General features: G+C 73.5%; 15 protein-coding genes. 5 read left to right on the top strand and 10 right to left on the bottom strand.

The window, feature by feature from the left end:
* From PH190_RS16340 to PH190_RS16360, 5 genes are read right to left on the bottom strand one after another with little or no spacing between them, the layout of a single operon-like run.
* A complete protein-coding gene (locus tag PH190_RS16340) occupies nucleotides 1–327 on the bottom strand; it encodes a Rieske (2Fe-2S) protein (protein WP_274232591.1) in 327 nt (108 codons plus the stop codon).
* Nucleotides 324–2,870: a nitrite reductase large subunit NirB gene (nirB, locus tag PH190_RS16345; protein ID WP_274232592.1), complete on the bottom strand. Its 2,547-nt coding sequence runs from the start codon at nucleotides 2,868–2,870 to the stop codon at nucleotides 324–326. Before nirB ends, PH190_RS16340 begins: the two co-directional genes overlap by 4 nt.
* Nucleotides 2,871–2,874: 4 nt before the next feature.
* Entirely contained in the window at nucleotides 2,875–3,219 is a 345-nt protein-coding gene (locus tag PH190_RS16350; RefSeq protein ID WP_274232593.1) for a molybdopterin oxidoreductase, read from the bottom strand.
* A complete protein-coding gene (locus tag PH190_RS16355) occupies nucleotides 3,219–5,366 on the bottom strand; it encodes a molybdopterin oxidoreductase family protein (protein ID WP_274232594.1) in 2,148 nt (715 codons plus the stop codon). Before PH190_RS16355 ends, PH190_RS16350 begins: the two co-directional genes overlap by 1 nt.
* A 46-nt stretch (nucleotides 5,367–5,412) precedes the next feature.
* A complete protein-coding gene (locus PH190_RS16360; protein ID WP_274232595.1) occupies nucleotides 5,413–6,468 on the bottom strand; it encodes an LLM class flavin-dependent oxidoreductase in 1,056 nt (351 codons plus the stop codon).
* Nucleotides 6,469–6,645: 177 nt separating this feature from the next.
* Between PH190_RS16360 and PH190_RS16365 the strand changes: the two genes are divergently transcribed.
* Together PH190_RS16365 and pntB are read left to right on the top strand one after the other, a co-directional pair.
* Entirely contained in the window at nucleotides 6,646–8,190 is a 1,545-nt protein-coding gene (locus PH190_RS16365) for a Re/Si-specific NAD(P)(+) transhydrogenase subunit alpha (RefSeq protein WP_274232596.1), read from the top strand.
* Nucleotides 8,187–9,590, top strand: coding sequence for a Re/Si-specific NAD(P)(+) transhydrogenase subunit beta (pntB, locus tag PH190_RS16370; RefSeq protein WP_274232597.1), 1,404 nt, complete (start codon nucleotides 8,187–8,189; stop codon nucleotides 9,588–9,590). Before PH190_RS16365 ends, pntB begins: the two co-directional genes overlap by 4 nt.
* On the opposite strand, the gene PH190_RS16375 is transcribed toward pntB, so the two are convergent.
* Complete coding sequence (locus PH190_RS16375) at nucleotides 9,577–10,014, bottom strand: ankyrin repeat domain-containing protein (protein ID WP_274232659.1); 438 nt, start codon at nucleotides 10,012–10,014, stop codon at nucleotides 9,577–9,579. The genes pntB and PH190_RS16375 overlap by 14 nt on opposite strands.
* A 98-nt stretch (nucleotides 10,015–10,112) precedes the next feature.
* A complete protein-coding gene (locus PH190_RS16380; RefSeq protein ID WP_274232598.1) occupies nucleotides 10,113–10,490 on the bottom strand; it encodes a hypothetical protein in 378 nt (125 codons plus the stop codon).
* A 169-nt stretch (nucleotides 10,491–10,659) separates the two neighbouring features.
* Between PH190_RS16380 and PH190_RS30620 the strand changes: the two genes are divergently transcribed.
* A complete protein-coding gene (locus PH190_RS30620) occupies nucleotides 10,660–11,712 on the top strand; it encodes a response regulator (protein ID WP_337993821.1) in 1,053 nt (350 codons plus the stop codon).
* 32 nt (nucleotides 11,713–11,744) lie between these two features.
* Here the strand turns inward: PH190_RS30620 and PH190_RS16390 are convergent, their stop codons facing one another.
* Nucleotides 11,745–12,920, bottom strand: coding sequence for an alkaline phosphatase family protein (locus PH190_RS16390; RefSeq protein ID WP_274232599.1), 1,176 nt, complete (start codon nucleotides 12,918–12,920; stop codon nucleotides 11,745–11,747).
* A 153-nt stretch (nucleotides 12,921–13,073) separates the two neighbouring features.
* Here PH190_RS16390 and PH190_RS16395 point away from each other — a divergent pair, with 153 nt between their 5' ends.
* Both PH190_RS16395 and PH190_RS16400 read left to right on the top strand, forming a co-directional pair.
* Nucleotides 13,074–15,335 (top strand): carbon starvation CstA family protein, encoded by a 2,262-nt coding sequence (locus tag PH190_RS16395; protein WP_274232600.1) that lies wholly within the window; start codon nucleotides 13,074–13,076, stop codon nucleotides 15,333–15,335.
* Nucleotides 15,290–15,529 (top strand): YbdD/YjiX family protein, encoded by a 240-nt coding sequence (locus tag PH190_RS16400; protein ID WP_274232601.1) that lies wholly within the window; start codon nucleotides 15,290–15,292, stop codon nucleotides 15,527–15,529. The genes PH190_RS16395 and PH190_RS16400 overlap by 46 nt, the downstream gene beginning before the upstream one ends.
* Nucleotides 15,530–15,640: 111 nt before the next feature.
* Here PH190_RS16400 and PH190_RS16405 read toward each other — a convergent pair whose 3' ends face one another.
* Both PH190_RS16405 and PH190_RS16410 read right to left on the bottom strand, forming a co-directional pair.
* Complete coding sequence (locus tag PH190_RS16405; RefSeq protein ID WP_274232602.1) at nucleotides 15,641–17,476, bottom strand: phosphoenolpyruvate carboxykinase (GTP); 1,836 nt, start codon at nucleotides 17,474–17,476, stop codon at nucleotides 15,641–15,643.
* A gap of 199 nt (nucleotides 17,477–17,675) precedes the next feature.
* Entirely contained in the window at nucleotides 17,676–18,560 is an 885-nt protein-coding gene (locus PH190_RS16410) for an NAD-dependent protein deacetylase (RefSeq protein WP_274232660.1), read from the bottom strand.
* Nucleotides 18,561–18,597: the final 37 nt, after the last annotated feature.

The raw sequence follows: 18,597 nt of genomic DNA on the forward strand, positions 1-18,597 counted from the left end.
CTAGTGCAGGCGCACGACCAGTTCGCCGTCCTCCTCGGTCGCCGCGTACGCCGTGACGTCGTCGGCGCCGGTGGCACAGGTGCCGTCGGCCAGCGAGAACTGGTGGTTGTGCAGCGGGCACATCACCACCTCGCCGTCGACGAGCCCGTCGGCGAGCGGGCCCCCGCGGTGCGGGCAGATCGCCCGCAGCGCGTGGAGCCCGCCCGAGCGCGGCCGGAACACCGCGACGGGCTCGTCCCCGACGAGGAACGCCCGCCCCTCGCCGAGGGGGATCTGGTCGACGGGGCCGAGGCGCGCCTCGACCGCCGGCTGGGCATCGGTGCTCATCGGCTCGAGCCCTCCCGGACGGGGACCTGCGGCAGCGGGACCAGCGGCAGCGCGTCGTGGAACTGCCCCGGCGTCGCCTCGGTCTGGTCGGCGGCCCACGGGTCGACGTAGCGGTCGACCGAAGCCTGCATCCGCGCGTCGAGCTCGGCGGCGATGCCCTCGGTGTCGTCGACGACCACGGCGATGATGTGGTCGAGCCCCATCCGCGGCACGAAGTCGTACGTGCGCTCGAGCCAGTTCGCGTTCTCGCGGTAGTACTGCAGGAACCGGCCCGTGATCGTCATGGCCTCCTCGTGGGTGTCCACAGTGGCGAGGACGTCGCCCTGGCGGATCGTCGCGCCCGCCGCCCCGCCGACGTAGATCTGCCACTTCCCGCCCTCGACGGCCACCAGACCCACGTCCTTGACCATCGACTCCGCGCAGTTGCGCGGGCAGCCGGACACGGCGAGCTTCATCTTCGCCGGGCCCTCGATGCCCTTGTAGCGCTCCTCGAGGTCGATGCCCAGGCGCGTCGAGTCACCGAGCCCGAAGCGGCAGAAGTCGGTGCCGACGCAGGTCTTCACGGTGCGGAAGCTCTTGCCGTAGGCCCAGCCCGACGGCATGTCGAGGTCCGCCCACACCTCCGGCAGCTTCTCCTTGGGCACCCCGAGCAGGTCGATGCGCTGCCCGCCGGTCAGCTTGATCATCGGGATGTCGTGCTTCTCGGCGACGTCGGCGATGCGCCGCAGCTGCGCGGCGTCGGTGACCCCGCCGGACATCCGCGGCACCACCGAGAACGTCCCGTCGCGCTGGATGTTGGCGTGCACGCGGTCGTTGATGAACCGCCCGTCGCGCTCGTCGACGACGTCGTCGGGCCACATCATGCGCAGCAGCGCGGTCAGCCCCATCTTCGAGCCGACGTGCTCCTTGCCCTCCGGGGCCAGCGCCGCGAACACCGACGAGACGCTCTTCAGCTCACGCGTGCGGATCTCGCGCATCAGCGTCGGCTTGTCCAGCGGGATGCCCGGCACGTAGTACGAGTCGGCGGGGTCCTCGACACCCGCGCCACCCAGGGCGGCCTCCACGACCTCCTTCACCAGCCCCTTGCACGAGCCGCACCCCTTGCCCGCCCGCGTCTGCGCCATGCACGCGGACACCGACTCGGCGCCGTGCTCCACGCACGCCACGAGGTCGCCCTTGGACACGCCGTTGCAGTTGCAGATCTGCGTGTCGTCGGGCAGGTCGGCCGCGGCGGAGGCGTCGCCGGCCGAGCCGAGGTCGAACAGCAGCTTGACGCGCTCCTCGGGCAGCGCGGAGCGGCTGTCGAACGCCTGGGTCAGCGCCGCGACCTTGCTGACGTCGCCGACCAGCGTCGCGCCGATCAGCGTCCCGTCCCGGATGACGACGGTCTGGTAGACGCCGCGCCCGGTCTCGGAGAACTGCACGAACTCGTCGGACGCGCGCTCGGGGGCCTTGACGCCCATCTGCGCGACGTCGACGCCCGCGACCTTGAGCTTCGTCGCGAGGCGCGACCCGTGGTACTCGGCGTCCGGGTCTGCACCCGTGACCACGTCGGCGAGGACCGCGGCCTGCTCCCACAGCGGACCGACGACCCCGTAGACCTCGCCGCGGTGCTGGGCGCACTCGCCGACCACGAAGATCGCGTCGTCGTCGACCGAGCGCATCTTGTCGTCGACGACGATCGCGCGCTGCGTCTCGAGACCCGAGACCATCGCGAGCCCGATGTTGGGCCGGATGCCGGCGGTGACCACGACCATGTCGCACGCCAGGTCGGAGCCGTCGGTGAAGCGGACCCCGGAGACCCTGCCGTCCGCTGTCAGGATCTCGTTCGTCTTCACCCCGAGGTGCAGGTGCATGCCCATCTGCTCGAGCTTGCTGCGCAGCACCTTCGACGCCTCGGCCTCGAGCTGCTGGTTCATCAGCACCTCGGTGGGGTGCACGACGTGCACCGCGACCCCGTGCGCCTGCAGCCCCGCGGCGGCCTCGAGACCGAGCAGCCCGCCACCGATCACCACCGCGGTCCGGTGCTGCTCGACGTGGGCGAGCATCGCCTGCGCGTCGTCCAGCGACCGGAACCCGAAGACCCCCGGCGTGAGCTCGGTGTCCGACGCCCACATGCCCTCCATGGGCGGGAAGAACGAGCGGCTGCCGGTGGCCAGCACGAGCACGTCGTACGGCGTCACCGAGCCGTCGTCGCCGAGCACCACCTTCGCGTGCCGGTCGATGCGCACGATCCGGACGCCGGCGTGCAGCGTGATCCCGTTCTCGTCGTACCAGTCGAGCGGGTTGAGGTAGAGGTCGTCGCTGTCCTCGTTGTCGACCGCCTCACCGGCCGCCCCCGCGAGGACCTCCGAGAGCAGGATGCGGTTGTAGTTGCCGTAGGGCTCGTCGCCGAAGACGGTGACGGCGAACTGCTCGCCGCCCCCGCGCGCGAGGATCTCCTCGAGCGCGCGGGCGCCGGACATGCCGTTGCCGACAACGACGAGCCGGCTCTTCGTGGACGCCGCGTCGGGCGTCTCGGGTCGCGTCGCGGTCTGGGTCATCGGCTCACACCTCCACCAGGCCGCAGTCGACGACGAGCGTGCCGCTCGTGCCGGCCGGGGCCGTGTAGTGCACCTCGACCGTCGTCCCGGCGAGGAGGTCCTCGACCACCCGCAGCGACACGTGCATGTCCGACTTCGCGCCGACCGGCAGCCACCGCGCCGGGGCGCCGTCGAAGACGAGCACGACCGTCGCGAGCTCGTCGGAGGAGTTGCCCGCGCGCACGTAGAGGACCTGGCCGGTCACGCCCTCGGGCACGGTGTAGGTCAGCGTCGGGTGCAGGAGTGCGGGCTTGTCCAGCCCCTGCCCGTCGAACGCGAACGCGCCCTGCAGGAACCGTGGGGTCGTCATCACGCGGGGTCCTCCTTGCCGTCGGTGGTGGGGGCGGCCGTGAGCTCGACCGCGCAGACCTTGAACTCCGGCATCCGCGACACCGGGTCCAGGACGGGGTTCGTGAGGTCGTTGATCGTCTGTTCGCCCGACCAGTGGAACGGCGCGAAGACCGTGTCCGGCCGGATCGTCGGGGTCAGGCGGGCGCGCATCCGGGCGCGGCCGCGGCGCGTGCGCAGCACGAGGTCGCCGCCCTCGGCGACGCCGAGCCGCGCGGCGAGGTCGGGGTGGATCTCGACGGACGGTTCGGGCTCGGCGTCCAGCAGCGCCTTGGTCCGCCGGGTCTGCGTGCCCGACTGGTAGTGCGCGCGGCTGCGGCCGGTGGTCAGGCGGTAGGGGTACTCGTCGTCGGGGGTCTCGGCGGCGTCGCGGTGGTGCACGACGTGGAAGCGGGCGCGCCCGTCGGGGGTCGCGAAGCCCTCGCGGAACAGCCGCGGGGTCCCCGCGTCGTCCTCGGTGCGGCACGGCCAGAACACGCCGCGCTCGGCCTCGATGCGCTCCCACGTGATGCCCGCGTAGTCGGCCTTCCCCCCGGCGCTGGCGCGGCGGAGCTCGTCGAACACGGCGCGGGGGTCGTCGTCGAACCGGTCGCCGCGCCCGAGGCGCCGGGCCAGGTCGGCGAGGACGGCGAGGTCGCCGCGCACGCCGTCGGGGGCGTCGGTGGCGCGCCGGCGGCGCAGGACGCGGCCCTCGAGGTTGGTCATCGTGCCGTCCTCCTCGGCCCACTGCGTGGTGGGCAGGACGACGTCGGCGAGCTCGGCGGTCTCGGAGAGGAACAGGTCGGAGACGGCGAGGAAGTCGAGGCCCTGCAGGCGCTCGCGCACGTGGGCGGCGCGCGGGGCGGAGACGGCGACGTTCGAGGCCATGACCAGCAGGGCGCGCACGCCGCCGTCGGCGCCGAGGCGGTCGAGCATCTCGTAGGCCGAGACGCCGGGCCGGGGCAGCTCGTCGGGGTCGACGCCCCAGACGCCCGCGACGTGGGCGCGGGCGGCGGGGTCGGCGAGCATCCGGTAGCCGGGCAGCTGGTCGGCCTTCTGCCCGTGCTCGCGGCCGCCCTGCCCGTTGCCCTGGCCGGTCATCGTCGCCCAGCCGCTGTAGGGGCGGCCGGGCAGCCCGAGGGCCAGGGCGAGGTTGATCCACGCCAGGGCGGTGTCCGAGCCCTTGGCGTGCTGCTCGGCGCCCCGCCCCGAGAGGATCATCGTGGCGCGGGACGCGGCGAGCAGCCGGACCGCGCGCTCCATCACCGCGACCGGGACGCCGGTGATGCGCTCGACGCGGTCGGGCCAGTACTGGCGCAGGGCGCGGCGGACCGCGGGCCAGCCGGTGGTGCGCTCGGCGACGTAGGCGGTGTCGACGAGGCGGTGCTTCACCGCGAGGTGCAGCAGCCCGTTCGCGAGCGCGAGGTCGGTGCCGGGCACGGGCTGGAGGTGCACGTCGGCGGCGGCCGCGGTGGCGGTGTAGCGGGGGTCGACGACGATGTGGGTGGCCCCGCGCTCGCGGCCGGCGGCGAACCACCGCATCGCGGGCGGCATGACGTCGGCGGGGTTGGAGCCGACGAGCAGCACGGTGTCGGCGCGGGCGATGTCGGCGAGCGGGAACGGCATGCCGCGGTCGACGCCGAAGGCCTTCGTCGCGGCCGCTGCGGCCGACGACATGCAGAAGCGGCCGTTGTAGTCGATCGAGGCGCTGCGCAGCGCGACCCGGACGAACTTGCCGGCCTGGTAGGCCTTCTCGTTGGTCATCCCGCCGCCGCCGAACAACCCGGCGGCGTCCGGGCCGTAGCGCTCCTGGGCGACGGTGAGCCCGTCGGCGATCCTCTGGAGGGCCTCGTCCCAGGTCGCGGCGCGGAACGGCTCGTCGCGCGCGTCCCGCACGAGCGGCGTCGTGAGCCGGTCGGGGTGTCCGAGCAGCTCGGCCGCCGACAGGCCCTTCTCGCAGAGCCCACCGCGGTTGGTCGGGAACGGCGCGCCGGTCACCTCGAGCACCGGCCCCGCGGCGTGCGCGCGCGGGGTCAGCGTCATCGCGCACTGCAGCGAGCAGTACGGGCAGTGCGTGCTGACGCCCTGCTCGGGAGCCGATCCGGAGATCGGCAGATGGGGCCCGGCCATGGCTCCCACGCTGCGGGGGAGCCGTTTCCGGACGGTTACACGAGCGCTACACCTGGGCGAGCGACGGCGCGGCGCCCGTCACTCCCGGGGCCTCCAGCCCGAACTCCTGCGCGATCAGCTCGTACGAGCGGCGCCGCTCGGCGGTGTCGTGGATCGGGGTGACGATCATGATCTCGTCGGCGTCGGCCTCGCGGGCCCGGCGCTGGAGGTCGTCGCGCACCTCGGCGGGCGTGCCGGCGGTCATCTTCGACGCCATCGCCTGCTCGACCTGGAGCTCGACGGGGCTCCAGTCGTGGGCGAGCGCCTCCTCCGGGCTGGGCAGCGGGCCCGGGTTGCCGGTGCGCAGGCGGGCCATCGAAAGCGCGTGGGCGCGACCCATGGCGCGGGCGCGCTCGGGGTCCTCGCTGCACATCACCGCCGCGGCGAGGATCACGTGCGGGCCCTGCGCGCCGGCGGCGTCGCTCGGGCGGAACTGCTGGCGGTAGATGCGCGTGGCCTCGCCGGGGTCGGCGCCGCCGAAGTGCCCGGCGTAGGCGAAGCCGGTGCCGAACGCGGCCGCGGCCTGCCCGCCGTAGTAGCTCGACGCGAGGATCCAGACCGGCGGGAGCGGGACGTCGTCGGGCACGGCGACGATGCCGGCGAACGGGTGCTCGGCGGGGAAGCCGTCGACGTAGCCGCGCAGCTCGGAGAACTGCTCGGGGAAGTCGTCGGCGGTCAGGGCCTCGCGGCTGCGGCGCAGCGCGATCGCGGTGCGTGGGTCGGTGCCGGGCGCGCGCCCGATCCCGAGGTCGATGCGGTCGGGGTGGAGCCCGGCGAGCGCGCGGAACGTCTCGGCGACCTTCAGCGGCGAGTGGTTCGGCAGCATGATCCCGCCGGAGCCGACGCGCAGCGTCGTGGTCGCGCCGGCGGCGGCCCCGATGAGGATCTCGGGGCTGGAGCTCGCGACGCTGGGGATGCCGTGGTGCTCGGCGAGCCACATGCGCCGGTAGCCGGCGCGCTCGACGGTGCGGGCGAGCTCGACGGTCTCGTGCAGGGCCGCCGAGGTGGGCGTGCCGGAGGGGACCGGGGACAGGTCCAGGACCGAGAGCTCGAGATCGCGCATGTCGGGTGCAACGTCGTCGCGCGGGACGCGTGTTCCGGCGCGTGTCCCGTTCCGGGACGTCCCGCGCAGCGCGCTCCGCCGGAGAGATTAAGGTCACGGCTGTCGCGTCCGTCGTGGCGACGAGGATGCGGCGATCGTCCAGCGACGAGGCCGGTGGTGGGAAGAGGGAGCACGACGGTGCGCATCGGTGTGCCCCGGGAGGCCGGGGAGCACGAGACCCGGGTGGCGGCGACCCCGGCCACGGTGGTCGGGCTGATCGACCTGGGCGCGACGGTCGTCGTCGAGCCGGGCGCGGGGGAACGCGCGAGCTTCCCCGACGACGCCTACGCGGCGGCCGGCGCCGAGCTCGGCGACCCCTGGTCGGCCGACGTGGTGCTGGCGCTGCGCCCGCCCGTCGCCACCGATCTGGACCGGATGGCGCCGGGCACCACGCTCGTCGCGATGGTCGGCCCGGCGCGGAACCCGGAGCTCCTCGAGGACCTCGCCGCGCGCGGGCTGACGGTGCTCGCCACCGACGCCGTCCCGCGCATCTCGCGCGCCCAGTCGCTCGACGTCCTCAGCTCGATGGCGAACATCGCGGGCTACCGCGCGGTGGTCGAGGCCGCGCACCGCTTCGGCCGGTTCTTCACCGGCCAGGTCACCGCGGCGGGCAAGGTGCCGCCGGCGAAGGTGCTGGTCGCGGGCGCGGGCGTCGCCGGGCTCGCGGCGATCGGCGCGGCCTCGAGCCTCGGCGCCGTCGTGCGGGCGACGGACCCGCGCCCCGAGGTCGCCGAGCAGGTCCGCTCGCTGGGCGGGGAGTTCCTGCCCGTCGAGGTCGAGCAGCAGGCGAGCTCCGACGGCTACGCCCGCGCCACCTCCGCCGCCTACGACGCGCGCGCCGCGGAGATCTACACCGAGCAGGCCGCGGACGTCGACGTCGTCGTCACCACCGCGCTGATCCCCGGCCGCCCCGCGCCGCGCCTGCTCACCGCCGAGGACGTCGCGCTGATGAAGCCGGGCAGCGTGATCGTGGACATGGCCGCGGGGCAGGGCGGCAACGTCGAGGGCTCGGTGCCCGGCGAGGTCGTCGTCACGGGCAACGGGGTGACGATCGTCGGCGACACCGACCTCGCCGCCCGCCTGCCCACCCAGGCCTCGCAGCTCTACGGCACCAACCTCGTCAACCTGCTCAAGCTGCTGGTCCCCGAGAAGGACGGGCAGCTGGTCCTCGACCTCGAGGACGTCGTCATCCGCTCGATGACCGTGACCCACCACGGCGACGTGCTCTGGCCACCCCCGCCGATCCCGGTGTCGGCGGCGCCCGCGGCCGGGGGCGTGCCGGTCGAGCCGGTCGCGTCGACGCCGGTCGTCGAGCCGAAGCGGCCGGTGTCGCCCGCCCGGCGCTACGCGCTGGTGGCCGTCGGGTTCGCGCTGCTGTTCGCGGCGACCGCGTTCGCGCCGGCCGAGCTCGCCACCAACCTCACGGTGTTCGTGCTGGCCGTGGTCATCGGCTACTACGTCATCGGCAAGGTCCACCACGCGCTGCACACGCCGCTGATGTCGGTGACCAACGCGATCTCCGGGGTGGTCGTGGTCGGCGCGCTGCTGCAGTTCGGGCAGCACGGCGTCGTGGTCTCGGTGCTCGCGTTCGTCGCAGTGCTGCTGGCCAGCATCAACATCGTCGGTGGCTTCGCGGTGACGCGCCGGATGCTCGCCATGTTCACGAAGGGCCCCACCGCATGACCGCGGGTGCTGCGGCGACCGCCGCCTACGTCGTCGCCGCGTTGCTCACCGTCATGAGCCTCGCGGGCCTGTCGCGGCACGAGACCGCGCGCTCGGGCGTCGCGTACGGCATCGCCGGCATGGCGGTCGCCCTCGTCGCGACCGTGGTGATGGTGGCCGAGTCGGTGTCGGCGGGGGCGGTCGCGCTGCTCGCCGTGGCGATGGTCGTCGGCGGCGGCATCGGGCTCTGGCGCGCCCGGGTCGTCGAGATGACCGGGATGCCCGAGCTCATCGCCCTGCTGCACAGCTTCGTCGGCCTGGCCGCGGTGCTCGTCGGGTGGAACGGCTACGTGGAGGTGGAGGCGGTCGGGCCGGCCCAGACCACGGTCGCGCCGGATCTCCTCGCCATCCACTCGGTCGAGGTCGGCATCGGCGTCTTCATCGGCGCGGTGACGTTCACCGGCTCGCTCGTCGCGTACGGGAAGCTCTCCGAGCGCATGAAGTCGCGACCGCTGACGCTGCCGGGCAAGAACGCGCTGAACCTCGGCGCGCTCGTGGCGTTCGCGGCGCTGACCGTCGGGTTCACCGTCGCGCCGTCGCTGGGCCTGATGATCGCGATCACCGCGGTGGCGCTGGCGCTGGGCTGGCACCTCGTCGCCTCGATCGGCGGCGGGGACATGCCCGTCGTCGTGTCGATGCTCAACAGCTACTCGGGCTGGGCCGCGGCGGCGTCGGGCTTCCTGCTCGACAACACGCTGCTCATCGTCACCGGTGCGCTCGTCGGGTCGTCCGGTGCGTACCTGTCCTACGTCATGTGCCAGGCGATGAACCGCTCGTTCCTGTCGGTCATCGCCGGCGGCTTCGGCGTCGAGTCCGGGACGGCGGCCGCCGTGGAGGGCGAGCACCGCGAGGTCAGCGCCGAGGAGGTCGCCGCGATGCTCGGCGACGCGTCGTCGGTGGTCATCGTGCCCGGGTACGGCATGGCGGTCGCGCAGGCGCAGTACCCCGTCGCCGACCTGACCCGCCGGCTCACCGACCGCGGCGTCGAGGTCCGCTTCGGCATCCACCCCGTCGCCGGGCGCCTGCCCGGGCACATGAACGTGCTGCTCGCCGAGGCCAAGGTCCCCTACGACATCGTGCTCGAGATGGACGAGATCAACGACGACCTGGCGTCGACGTCGGTCGTGCTCGTCATCGGCGCCAACGACACCGTCAACCCGGCGGCGATGGAGGACCCCACCAGCCCCATCGCGGGCATGCCGGTGCTGCGCGTGTGGGAGGCCAAGGACGTCGTGGTGTTCAAGCGGTCGATGGCCGTGGGCTACGCCGGCGTGCAGAACCCGCTCTTCTTCCGCGAGAACACCTCGATGATCTTCGGCGACGCCAAGGCCCGCGTGGAGGACATCCTCACGGCGCTGTGAGGATCGCCAGCAGGTCCTCGCGCTCGAACACCACCGCGGAGTCGACGGCGGTGGGGTGACCCGCGTGCGGGTCGGCGCCGGCCGCGACGAGGACGCGGACGACGGCCTCCTCGCCCTTGAACACCGCGCCGGCGATCGGGGACTGCCCGCGGTCGTTGAGGCGGTCGACGTCCGCGCCCCGCTCGACCAGCGCGGACACCGCGTCGGCGTGCCCGTGGTACGCGGCGAGCATGACGAGCGTGTCGCCGTTCTCGTTGGTGAGGTTCACCGGCACGCCGGCGTCCACGTACCGCGCCAGCGATGCCGCATCGCCCTCGCGGGCGAAGCCGAACACCCGCGTCGCGAGCTCGCGCACCCCCTCGTCGACCGGGGCCTGGCCGGGCGCGACGGCGCCGGGTGCGGGGGCGGAGGGGTCGGGCGGCATCTCGCTCATCGCCGACCGATCCTAGGCACGCCGGGGAGCAGCGAGGGACGCCCTCGCTGCTCGGCAGGCAGCGAGGGCGTCCCTCGGTCCGCGGCGGCTCAGGCGCCCGCGGTCACCCGGGTGCGGCTGCGGCTCATCAGCAGCACGACGGCGACGATGGTCAGCACGACGGTGATCGCGCCCCAGGCCACGAACGCCGCGGGCACGCCCGGCACGAAGAACGCCGGGAGGGTCGTCAGCGCGGACAGGATCCGCGAGACCGCGATGATGCGGACGCCGGCGCGGCTGCCCGAGCGGGCGACGGCCACCGCCGCGACCAGGGTCACGAGCCCCATGACGGCCGAGAAGACCATGACGACCAGCGGCGGGCCCTCGACCCCCTCCGGCACGGGGACGAAGGCGCCGGCGATGTCGCCGAGGGCCAGGACGATGCAGAGCCAGAACCCGATCCTGGCGCGGGTGGTCAAGGTGCTCACGGTGGTCCTCCTCGCCGCCGGCCCGCGGTTCGGGCGACGTGGCAGAAGCGTGCGCGCGGACCACCGTGCGTGACAACGGCCCGCGTCCCGACCGACCCGGGCATCTTCCCGGGTGATCCCGGCGCCGACGACCACCACAACGCGAGCACGGGGTGTCACGATCCTCGACGTGGGCACCACACCGCCGATCCGGGTCGTCCTCGCCGACGACCACCCGGTGGTGCGCCGCGGGCTCGCGGCCCTGCTCGACTCCGTCGACGGGATCGCGGTCGTCGGACAGGCCGCCACGGGGCGCGAGGCGGTGCGCGAGGCCCAGCTGCTCGCCCCGGACGTCGTGCTCATGGACGTGCAGATGCCCGACCTCGACGGCGTCGAGGCCAGCCGCCGGATCGCCGCGACGAGCCCGGGCGTCGCGGTCCTCGTGCTGACCATGCACGACGACGACGAGACGGTGCTGGCCGCCCTGCGCGCGGGCGCCCGCGGCTACCTCCTCAAGGGCGCCGACCAGGAGGAGATCCGCCGCGCCGTCCACGCCGTGGTGGCCGGCGAGATGATCGTGGCGCCCGCGGCGGCGGCCCACGTGGTCGCGCGGCTCGCGGCGCCGCCGCCCGCCGCCCCGTTCCCCGAGCTCACCCCGCGCGAGCGCGACGTCCTCGACGCGATGGCCCGGGGCCGGCGCAACCACGCGATCGCGGAGGAGCTGGGGCTCGCGGCGAAGACGGTCGGCAACCACGTGTCGGCGATCCTCGCGAAGCTCGGCGTCGAGACCCGCGCGGAGGCCGTCGCGGGCGCGATCGGCGAGGTCCGGCGGCTGGTCCACGACCTGCGGCCCCCGGTGCTCGACCAGCTCGGCCTCGTCGCGGCGGTCCGCCAGCAGGCCGAGCGGGTCGCCCACGACGACGGGCCGACCGTCACCGTCGAGGCGGACGCCGTCGGGACCCTGCCCGCCGCGGTCGAGGTCGCGGCCTACCGGGTGGTGTCCGAGGCGGTGCTCAACGTCGTGCGCCACGCGGGGGCACGCCACGCGACGGTGGCGGTGCGCCGGGAGCCGGGCGCGCTCGAGCTGCTCGTCGTCGACGACGGCGACCCCGGCGCGCCCTGGACCCCGGGCGTCGGGCTGACCTCGATGCGCGAGCGCCTGGCCCAGCTCGGCGGCACCCTCGAGGCCGGCGCCACCCCCGACGGCGGCCGGGTCCGCGCGCGCCTACCGCTGGCCACGTGAGCGGTCGTCACGCCTATAGCCGTGACGACCGCTCACGAGCGGGCGAGCAGGAGCGGGACGCGCTGCTCGGCGTCGGTGAGCGAGCCGTGGTGCCCGATCAGCGCGGTCTCCATCGGCTCGATGCGCGAGCGCACGAGCGTCCAGTCCCCGCGCGCCGCCGCCACGACGTCGCCGATGCGCCCGCGGGCGGTGTCGGTCACCACGCCGCCGAACCAGCCCTCGGCGATCGCCTCGTCCCGCGTGCGCACCCACGCGGCCTCGCCGAGCTCGGCGCGCCACGCCGCGACGACGTCGTCGAGGGCCCCGTCGGCGGCGAACACGTGCCGCACCCGGGCCTCGCCGGCCAGACGCCGGACCCCGCTGAGCAGCGCCGGCGTCGTGTCGATGTCGATGCGCCAGCCGGCGTCGGTGCCGACCATCCCGTGGTCGGCGACGACGGCGAGGACGGTGTCGGGCGGCAGGTCCTCCGCGATCGCCGCGACCAGCCGGTCGACCACCGCGAGCTGCAGGCGCCACGGCCGGCTCCCCGGGCCGTGCGCGTGCCCGACCATGTCGAGATCACCGTGGTAGGCGTAGACGAAGGTCCGCTCGTCGGCGGCGTCGGTGTGCAGCGCGTCGAGCACCTCGGCCCCCAGGTCGCCCAGCGCCGAGACCCCGCGGAAGCGCCCGCCCCGCAGCGCCGCCCGCGTCAGCCCCGAGCGCCGCTGGATCTCCGGGGCCACCGTGCTCACCGCGACGCCCGCCCGCGCCGCGCGCTGCAGCACGGTCGGCGCGGCCTGCACCTGCTCGGGCGGGAGCTCGGCCCGGAGGTCGACGGGGTCGGCGGCGCCGTGGGCGCACCACCGCAGGGTGTTGAGCACGACGTCGGCGGGCGCGGTCGGGTCGTCGAGCGGCGGCACGCCCATGCTGTAGCCGACGATGCCGTGCTCGCCCGGCGGCAGCCCGGTGCCGAGGGTCGTGACGCTGACCGCCGTCGTCGCCGGGAAGCCGGCGACGAGCGTGCGCCCGCGGGCGGTGAGCTCGGCCAGTGCCGGCGCGCGGTCGGCGTGGGCGTCGAGGAGGTCGGCCCCCAGCCCGTCGACGAGCAGCAGCGCCACCCCGCGGGCCTCGCCGACGCCGAGGGTGTCCTCGAAGCCCGCGACGCCGAGCGCGGCCGCCAGCGAGGGGGAGACGTCGGCGAGGGTGCGGGCGGTCCCGACGTCCTCCATGCGGGCTGATCGTAGGAGCCGTCCGCCGTACCCTGCCGAGACCCTCCTCGTGGCGCAGGGTCATCGCGTCACCACTTCGCGTGAGTCGATCAAGGACAATCGGGCGTCCCAGGACCTATCCTCCCCCGAGGTCCGGTCCGAGCGGAGGGCGCGATGACGACGACGTCAGGGGGAGCGGGCGGGGCGACTGCGCCGTCCGACCAGGAACTGCCAACGGCGGTCGAGGACGAGGTGCTCGAGCAGGAGCGCCGACGCTGGACGCCCGCGAAGATCGCGATCTGGGCGGGGATCGCGGTGCTCGGCGGGCTCGGCTGGGTGATGATCGCCCTGATCCGCGGCGAGACGGTCAACGCGATCTGGTTCGTCTTCGCGGCCGTCGCGACGTACCTCATCGCCTACCGGTTCTACTCGACCTACATCGAGCGCAAGCTGCTCAAGCCCGACGACCGGCGCGCCACCCCGGCCGAGCACTCGGAGAACGGCCAGGACTACCTGCCGACCGACCGGCGGGTGCTCTACGGGCACCACTTCGCCGCGATCGCCGGCGCCGGGCCCCTCGTCGGTCCCGTGCTCGCCGCCCAGATGGGCTACCTGCCGGGCACGATCTGGATCATCGTCGGCGTGGTCCTCGCCGGGGCCGTGCAGGACTACCTCGTGCTCTTCTTCTCGATGCGCCGCGGCGGGCGCTCGCTGGGGCAGATGGCGCGTGACGAGCTCGGCACCGTCGGTGGCGCGGCGGCCGTGATCGCGACGCTCGCCATCATGATCATCCTGATCGCGGTGCTCGCGCTGGTCGTCGTCCAGGCGCTCGGCGAGAGCCCCTGGGGTGTCTTCTCGGTCGCCATGACCATCCCGATCGCCCTCTTCATGGGCTTCTACCTGCGCTACCTGCGCCCCGGGAAGGTCGGCGAGGTCTCGGCGATCGGCGTGGCGCTGCTGCTGCTCGCCATCATCGCCGGCGGCTGGATCTCCGAGAGCGGGCTGGCCGAGACCTTCACCCTCAGCCGCACCACCCTCGCCTGGTGCATCGTCATCTACGGCGTGGTGGCCGCGGTGCTGCCGGTGTGGATGCTGCTCGCGCCGCGGGACTACCTGTCGACGTTCATGAAGATCGGCACGGTCGTGCTGCTCGCGGTGGCCGTCGTCGTCGTGCGTCCGGAGGTCGCGACGCCCGCGATCAGCGAGTTCGCCGGCCGCTCCGACGGTCCGGTGGTCCCCGGGCCGCTCTTCCCGTTCCTCTTCGTGACGATCGCGTGCGGCGCCCTGTCCGGATTCCACGCGCTGATCTCGTCGGGCACCACGCCGAAGCTGCTCGAGAAGGAGCGGCAGGCCCGCTTCATCGGCTACGGCGGCATGCTCATGGAGTCGTTCGTCGCGATCATGGCGCTGGTCGCGGCCATCTCCATCGACCGTGGCATCTACTTCGCCATGAACGCGCCGACGGCGCTCACGGGCGGCACGGTCGAGACGGCCGCGGCGTTCGTCAACCAGCTCGGGCTGACCGGGGTCAACGTCGCCCCCGACCAGATCGCGGGCGCGGCGACGATGGTGGGCGAGCAGAGCATCGTCTCCCGCACCGGCGGTGCCCCGACCCTGGCGCTGGGCCTGTCCCAGATCCTCTCGCAGTTCCTGGGCGGCGCCGCCCTCGCGAGCTTCTGGTACCACTTCGCGATCATGTTCGAGGCGCTGTTCATCCTCACCGCCGTCGACGCCGGCACGCGGGTGGCGCGCTTCATGCTGCAGGACGCGGTGGGCACCTTCGTCCCGCGCTTCCGCGACACGTCGTGGCGCACGGGCGCGTGGATCGGGACCGTCGTCATGGTCGGCGGCTGGGGCGGCATCCTGATCATGGGTGTCACCGATCCCCTCGGCGGGATCAACACGCTCTTCCCGCTGTTCGGCATCGCCAACCAGCTGCTCGCCGCCATCGCGCTGGCGGTGTGCCTCGCCATCGTCGCGCGGCGGGGCACGGTGCAGTACCTGTGGATCGTCCTGGTGCCGCTGGTCGCCGTCGCGGTGATCACCGTGACGGCGTCGCTCTACAAGATCTTCTCGCCGGTGCCCGGTGTCGGCTACTGGGCGCAGCACTTCGCCTACCGGGACGCGATCGCGGCGGGCCGCACCAGCATGGGCGCGGCGCGCAACCCGGCCCAGATGGAGGCGGTGGTGCGCAACACCTTCATCCAGGGCAGCCTCTCGATCGTCTTCCTCGTGCTGACGCTGATCGTCATCGCCGCCGCGACCGTCGCCGCGCTCCGCTCGATCCGGGCCGGCGGGCTGCCGGGCCACGAGGACGAGCCCGTGCCGTCCCGGCGCTACGCCCCCTCCGGGCTGATCCCGACGCCGGCGGAGAAGGAGCTCGAGAAGCGGTGGCTGGCGTCGGCCGGCGCACCGTCGCGCGGGGGCGGGCACTGATGCCCGCGGCCGTCGTCACGGGCTGGCGGACGGTCCGCTGGTGGTTCCGCGGCGTGCTCGGGGCGGACGCCTACGAGCGCTACCTGGCCCACCACGACCGCAGCGGGCACGACCACCCGCCGATGGGCGAGCGCGAGTTCTGGCGCGCGCGCATCGACCACCAGGAGCGGAACCCGCAGGGGCGCTGCTGCTGAGGGTGCTGAGGGTGTAGCGCGCGGGGCCGGACGCGCCGGCCCCGGACACACGGACGGCGCTCTCGCTGCTTCGCAGCAGCGAGAGCGCCGTTCGTTCGTCTCGGGCGGGCCCTACGCGGCGCCGAGGCGCTGCTTGAGCGCCTCGAGCTCGTCGCGCATGGACGTCGGGAGCTTGTCGCCGATCGAGTCGAACCACTCCTCGATGAGCGGGATCTCCGCCTTCCACTCGTCGAGGTCGACCTTCAGCGAGGCCTCGATGTCCTCGAACGGCTCGGACACCCCGTCCAGGTCGATCTGGTCGGCGGTGGGCACGTGGCCGATCGGCGTCTCCGTGGCCGCGGCCTTGCCCTCGAGCCGCTGGATGATCCACTTGAGGACGCGGCCGTTCTCGCCGAACCCGGGCCACAGGAAGCGGCCGTCGTCACCGCGGCGGAACCAGTTGACGTAGAAGATGCGCGGCAGCTTGTCGGCGTCCGCGCCCTTGCCCACGTCGATCCAGTGCTGGAAGTAGTCGCCGACGTTGTAGCCGATGAACGGGATCATGGCCATCGGGTCGCGGCGGACCTGGCCGACGGCGCCGGCCGCGGCCGCGGTCTTCTCCGACGACAGCGTGGCGCCCATGAAGGTGCCGTGCTGCCAGTCGAACGACTCGTTGACCAGCGGGATCGTCGTCTTGCGGCGGCCGCCGAAGAGGATCGCCGAGATCGGCACGCCGTTGGGGTCCTCCCACTCGGGCGCGAGGATCGGGCACTGGCTCATCGGCGTGCAGTACCGCGAGTTCGGGTGGGCGGCGGGCTCGCCGGCGTCGCCGTTCGACGGCGTCCAGTCCTTGCCCTTCCAGGAGGTGGCGTGGTCGGGCATCCCCTCCATGCCCTCCCACCAGATGTCCTTGTCGTCGGTCAGCGCGACGTTGGTGAACAGGGAGTTCCCGCGCTCGATGGTGCGCATCGCGTTCGGGTTGGTCTTCCAGTTCGTGCCCGGCGCGACGCCGAAGAAGCCGGCCTCCGGGTTGACCGCGTAGAGGCGGCCGTCGCCGCCGAAGCGCATCCAGGCGATGTCGTCGCCGAGCGTCTCGACCTTCCAGCCGGGGATCGTCGGCTCGAGCATCGCGAGGTTGGTCTTGCCGCAGGCGCTCGGGAACGCCGCCGCGACGTAGTAGACCTTCTCCTCGGGGCTGATCAGCTTGAGGATCAGCATGTGCTCGGCGAGCCAGCCCTCGTCACGGGCCATCGCCGACGCGATGCGCAGCGAGTAGCACTTCTTGCCGAGCAGCGCGTTGCCGCCGTACCCGGAGCCGAAGCTCCAGATGGTGCGCTCCTCGGGGAAGTGGGTGATGTACTTCGTCTCGTTGCACGGCCACGTCACGTCCCGCTGGCCGGGCTCGAGCGGGGCGCCGACGGAGTGCAGCGCGGGGACCCAGTCGGTGTCACCGTCGAGGAGCCGCTGCACCTCGGGTCCCATGCGCGTCATGATGTGCATCGAGGTGACGACGTAGGCCGAGTCGCTGATCTCGACGCCGAGCATCGGGCGCTCGGCGGTCGTCGGGCCCATGCAGAACGGGATGACGTACATCGTCCGACCGCGCATGCACCCCCGGTACAGCTCGGTCATGGTGGCCTTCATCTCGGCCGGGTCCATCCAGTTGTTGGTGACCCCCGCGTCGGCCGGGTCGACCGAGCAGATGAAGGTGCGCTCCTCGACGCGCGCGACGTCGTCGGGGTCGGAGGCGGCGTAGAACGAGTTCGGCTTCTTGGCCGGGTCGAGCTGGACGTACGTGCCGGCCTCGACGAGCTCCTTGGTCAGCCGGTCCCACTCGTCCTGGGACCCGTCGCACCACACCACCCGGTCGGGGGTGGTCAGCTCCGCGACCTCCGCGACCCAGTCGAGCACCTCGCGGCGTCGGATCGGCGGGTTCTCGAGTCCTTGGATGGTCGGAACAGCAGTCATGCGTCTCCTCGGTCGCTCGCTCGCCGGAACGCCGCGACCGCGAAGCGGCCCCGGTCGCCTCGGGAACGGACGAACCGCGGAGCACGGCCTCGTGCCCCGCTGACTCGTCCGTCGGGGTGTACGACGTTAACGAGACTTCTTCCGCAGGACACCGCCGACTGCTGTCGGGGGCCTCACTTCCACGATCAAGCTGAACGATTCAGGCCCGATCCGGCAAACCCAGGGTGTCGAGCACGGCCGGCAGGACCTCCCCGAGGCGGTCGGTGAGCCGGACGGTCGCGACCGCGTCGGCGCGGCTCGGACCAGCGGTGACGACCGCGACCGGCAGCCCGCGACGCGTGGCGGCGTGCACGAACCGCAGGCCCGACATCACCGTCAGCGAGGAGCCGAGGACCACCAGGGAGCGTGCACCCTCCACCAGCGCGAAGCAGTGGTCGACGCGCGGGCGGGGCACGGATTCACCGAAGAAGACGACGTCGGGCTTGAGCGGGCCGTCACCACAGGCCGGGCAGGCCGCCATGGTGAAGCGGTCGAGCTCGGCGTCCGGGAGCTCGGCGTCGCCGTCGGGGTTGATCGCCGAGGCGGGTGCGCCGAAGCCGGGGTTCAGCGCGGTCAGGCGCTGCTGGACCTCCCTACGGCCGGGCGCGGCGCGGCAGCCGAGGCAGACGACACGGTCGAGCGCGCCGTGCAGCTCGACCACGTCGCGGGCGCCCGCGGCCTGGTGCAGCCCGTCGACGTTCTGGGTGATGACGCCGTGCAGCAGGCCCGCACGCTGCAGCGACGCGACCGCCCGGTGGCCGGCGTTGGGGCGCGCGCCGGCGATCTGGGGCCAGCCGACGTGGCTGCGCGCCCAGTAGCGGTGCCGGGCCACGGGGTCGCCGACGAAGGCGTCGTAGGTCATCGGGGCGTGGCGGCGCGCGGCGCTGGTCGGGCCGCGGTAGTCGGGGATGCCGGAGTCGGTGGAGATGCCGGCGCCGGTGAGCACCAGCGCGCCGCCCTCGGCGATCAGCGTCGCCAGCGCGTTGACGTCACCCCGGACGTCGACCTCGGACTCCCACGCCTCCTGCGGCGCGGTGTAGGGCATCAACGACCGGACCACGGTGTCCAGTGTGCGCCCTCCA

This window comes from Actinomycetospora straminea, assembly GCF_028737255.1.
Taxonomy (GTDB): domain Bacteria; phylum Actinomycetota; class Actinomycetes; order Mycobacteriales; family Pseudonocardiaceae; genus Actinomycetospora; species Actinomycetospora straminea.

Bases quoted from the DNA above. Each gene is read 5' to 3' on its own strand.
- PH190_RS16410 (WP_274232660.1), bottom strand. From the start codon at position 18,560: ATGCCCTACACCGCGCCGCAGGAGGCGTGGGAGTCCGAGGTCGACGTC.
- PH190_RS16350 (WP_274232593.1), bottom strand. From the start codon at position 3,219: ATGACGACCCCACGGTTCCTGCAGGGCGCGTTCGCGTTCGACGGGCAG.
- PH190_RS16395 (WP_274232600.1), top strand. From the start codon at position 13,074: ATGACGACGACGTCAGGGGGAGCGGGCGGGGCGACTGCGCCGTCCGAC.
- PH190_RS16390 (WP_274232599.1), bottom strand. From the start codon at position 12,920: ATGGAGGACGTCGGGACCGCCCGCACCCTCGCCGACGTCTCCCCCTCG.
- PH190_RS16375 (WP_274232659.1), bottom strand. From the start codon at position 10,014: ATGCCGCCCGACCCCTCCGCCCCCGCACCCGGCGCCGTCGCGCCCGGC.
- nirB (WP_274232592.1), bottom strand. From the start codon at position 2,870: ATGACCCAGACCGCGACGCGACCCGAGACGCCCGACGCGGCGTCCACG.
- PH190_RS16355 (WP_274232594.1), bottom strand. From the start codon at position 5,366: ATGGCCGGGCCCCATCTGCCGATCTCCGGATCGGCTCCCGAGCAGGGC.
- PH190_RS16360 (WP_274232595.1), bottom strand. From the start codon at position 6,468: ATGCGCGATCTCGAGCTCTCGGTCCTGGACCTGTCCCCGGTCCCCTCC.
- PH190_RS16405 (WP_274232602.1), bottom strand. From the start codon at position 17,476: ATGACTGCTGTTCCGACCATCCAAGGACTCGAGAACCCGCCGATCCGA.
- PH190_RS16340 (WP_274232591.1), bottom strand. From the start codon at position 327: ATGAGCACCGATGCCCAGCCGGCGGTCGAGGCGCGCCTCGGCCCCGTC.
- pntB (WP_274232597.1), top strand. From the start codon at position 8,187: ATGACCGCGGGTGCTGCGGCGACCGCCGCCTACGTCGTCGCCGCGTTG.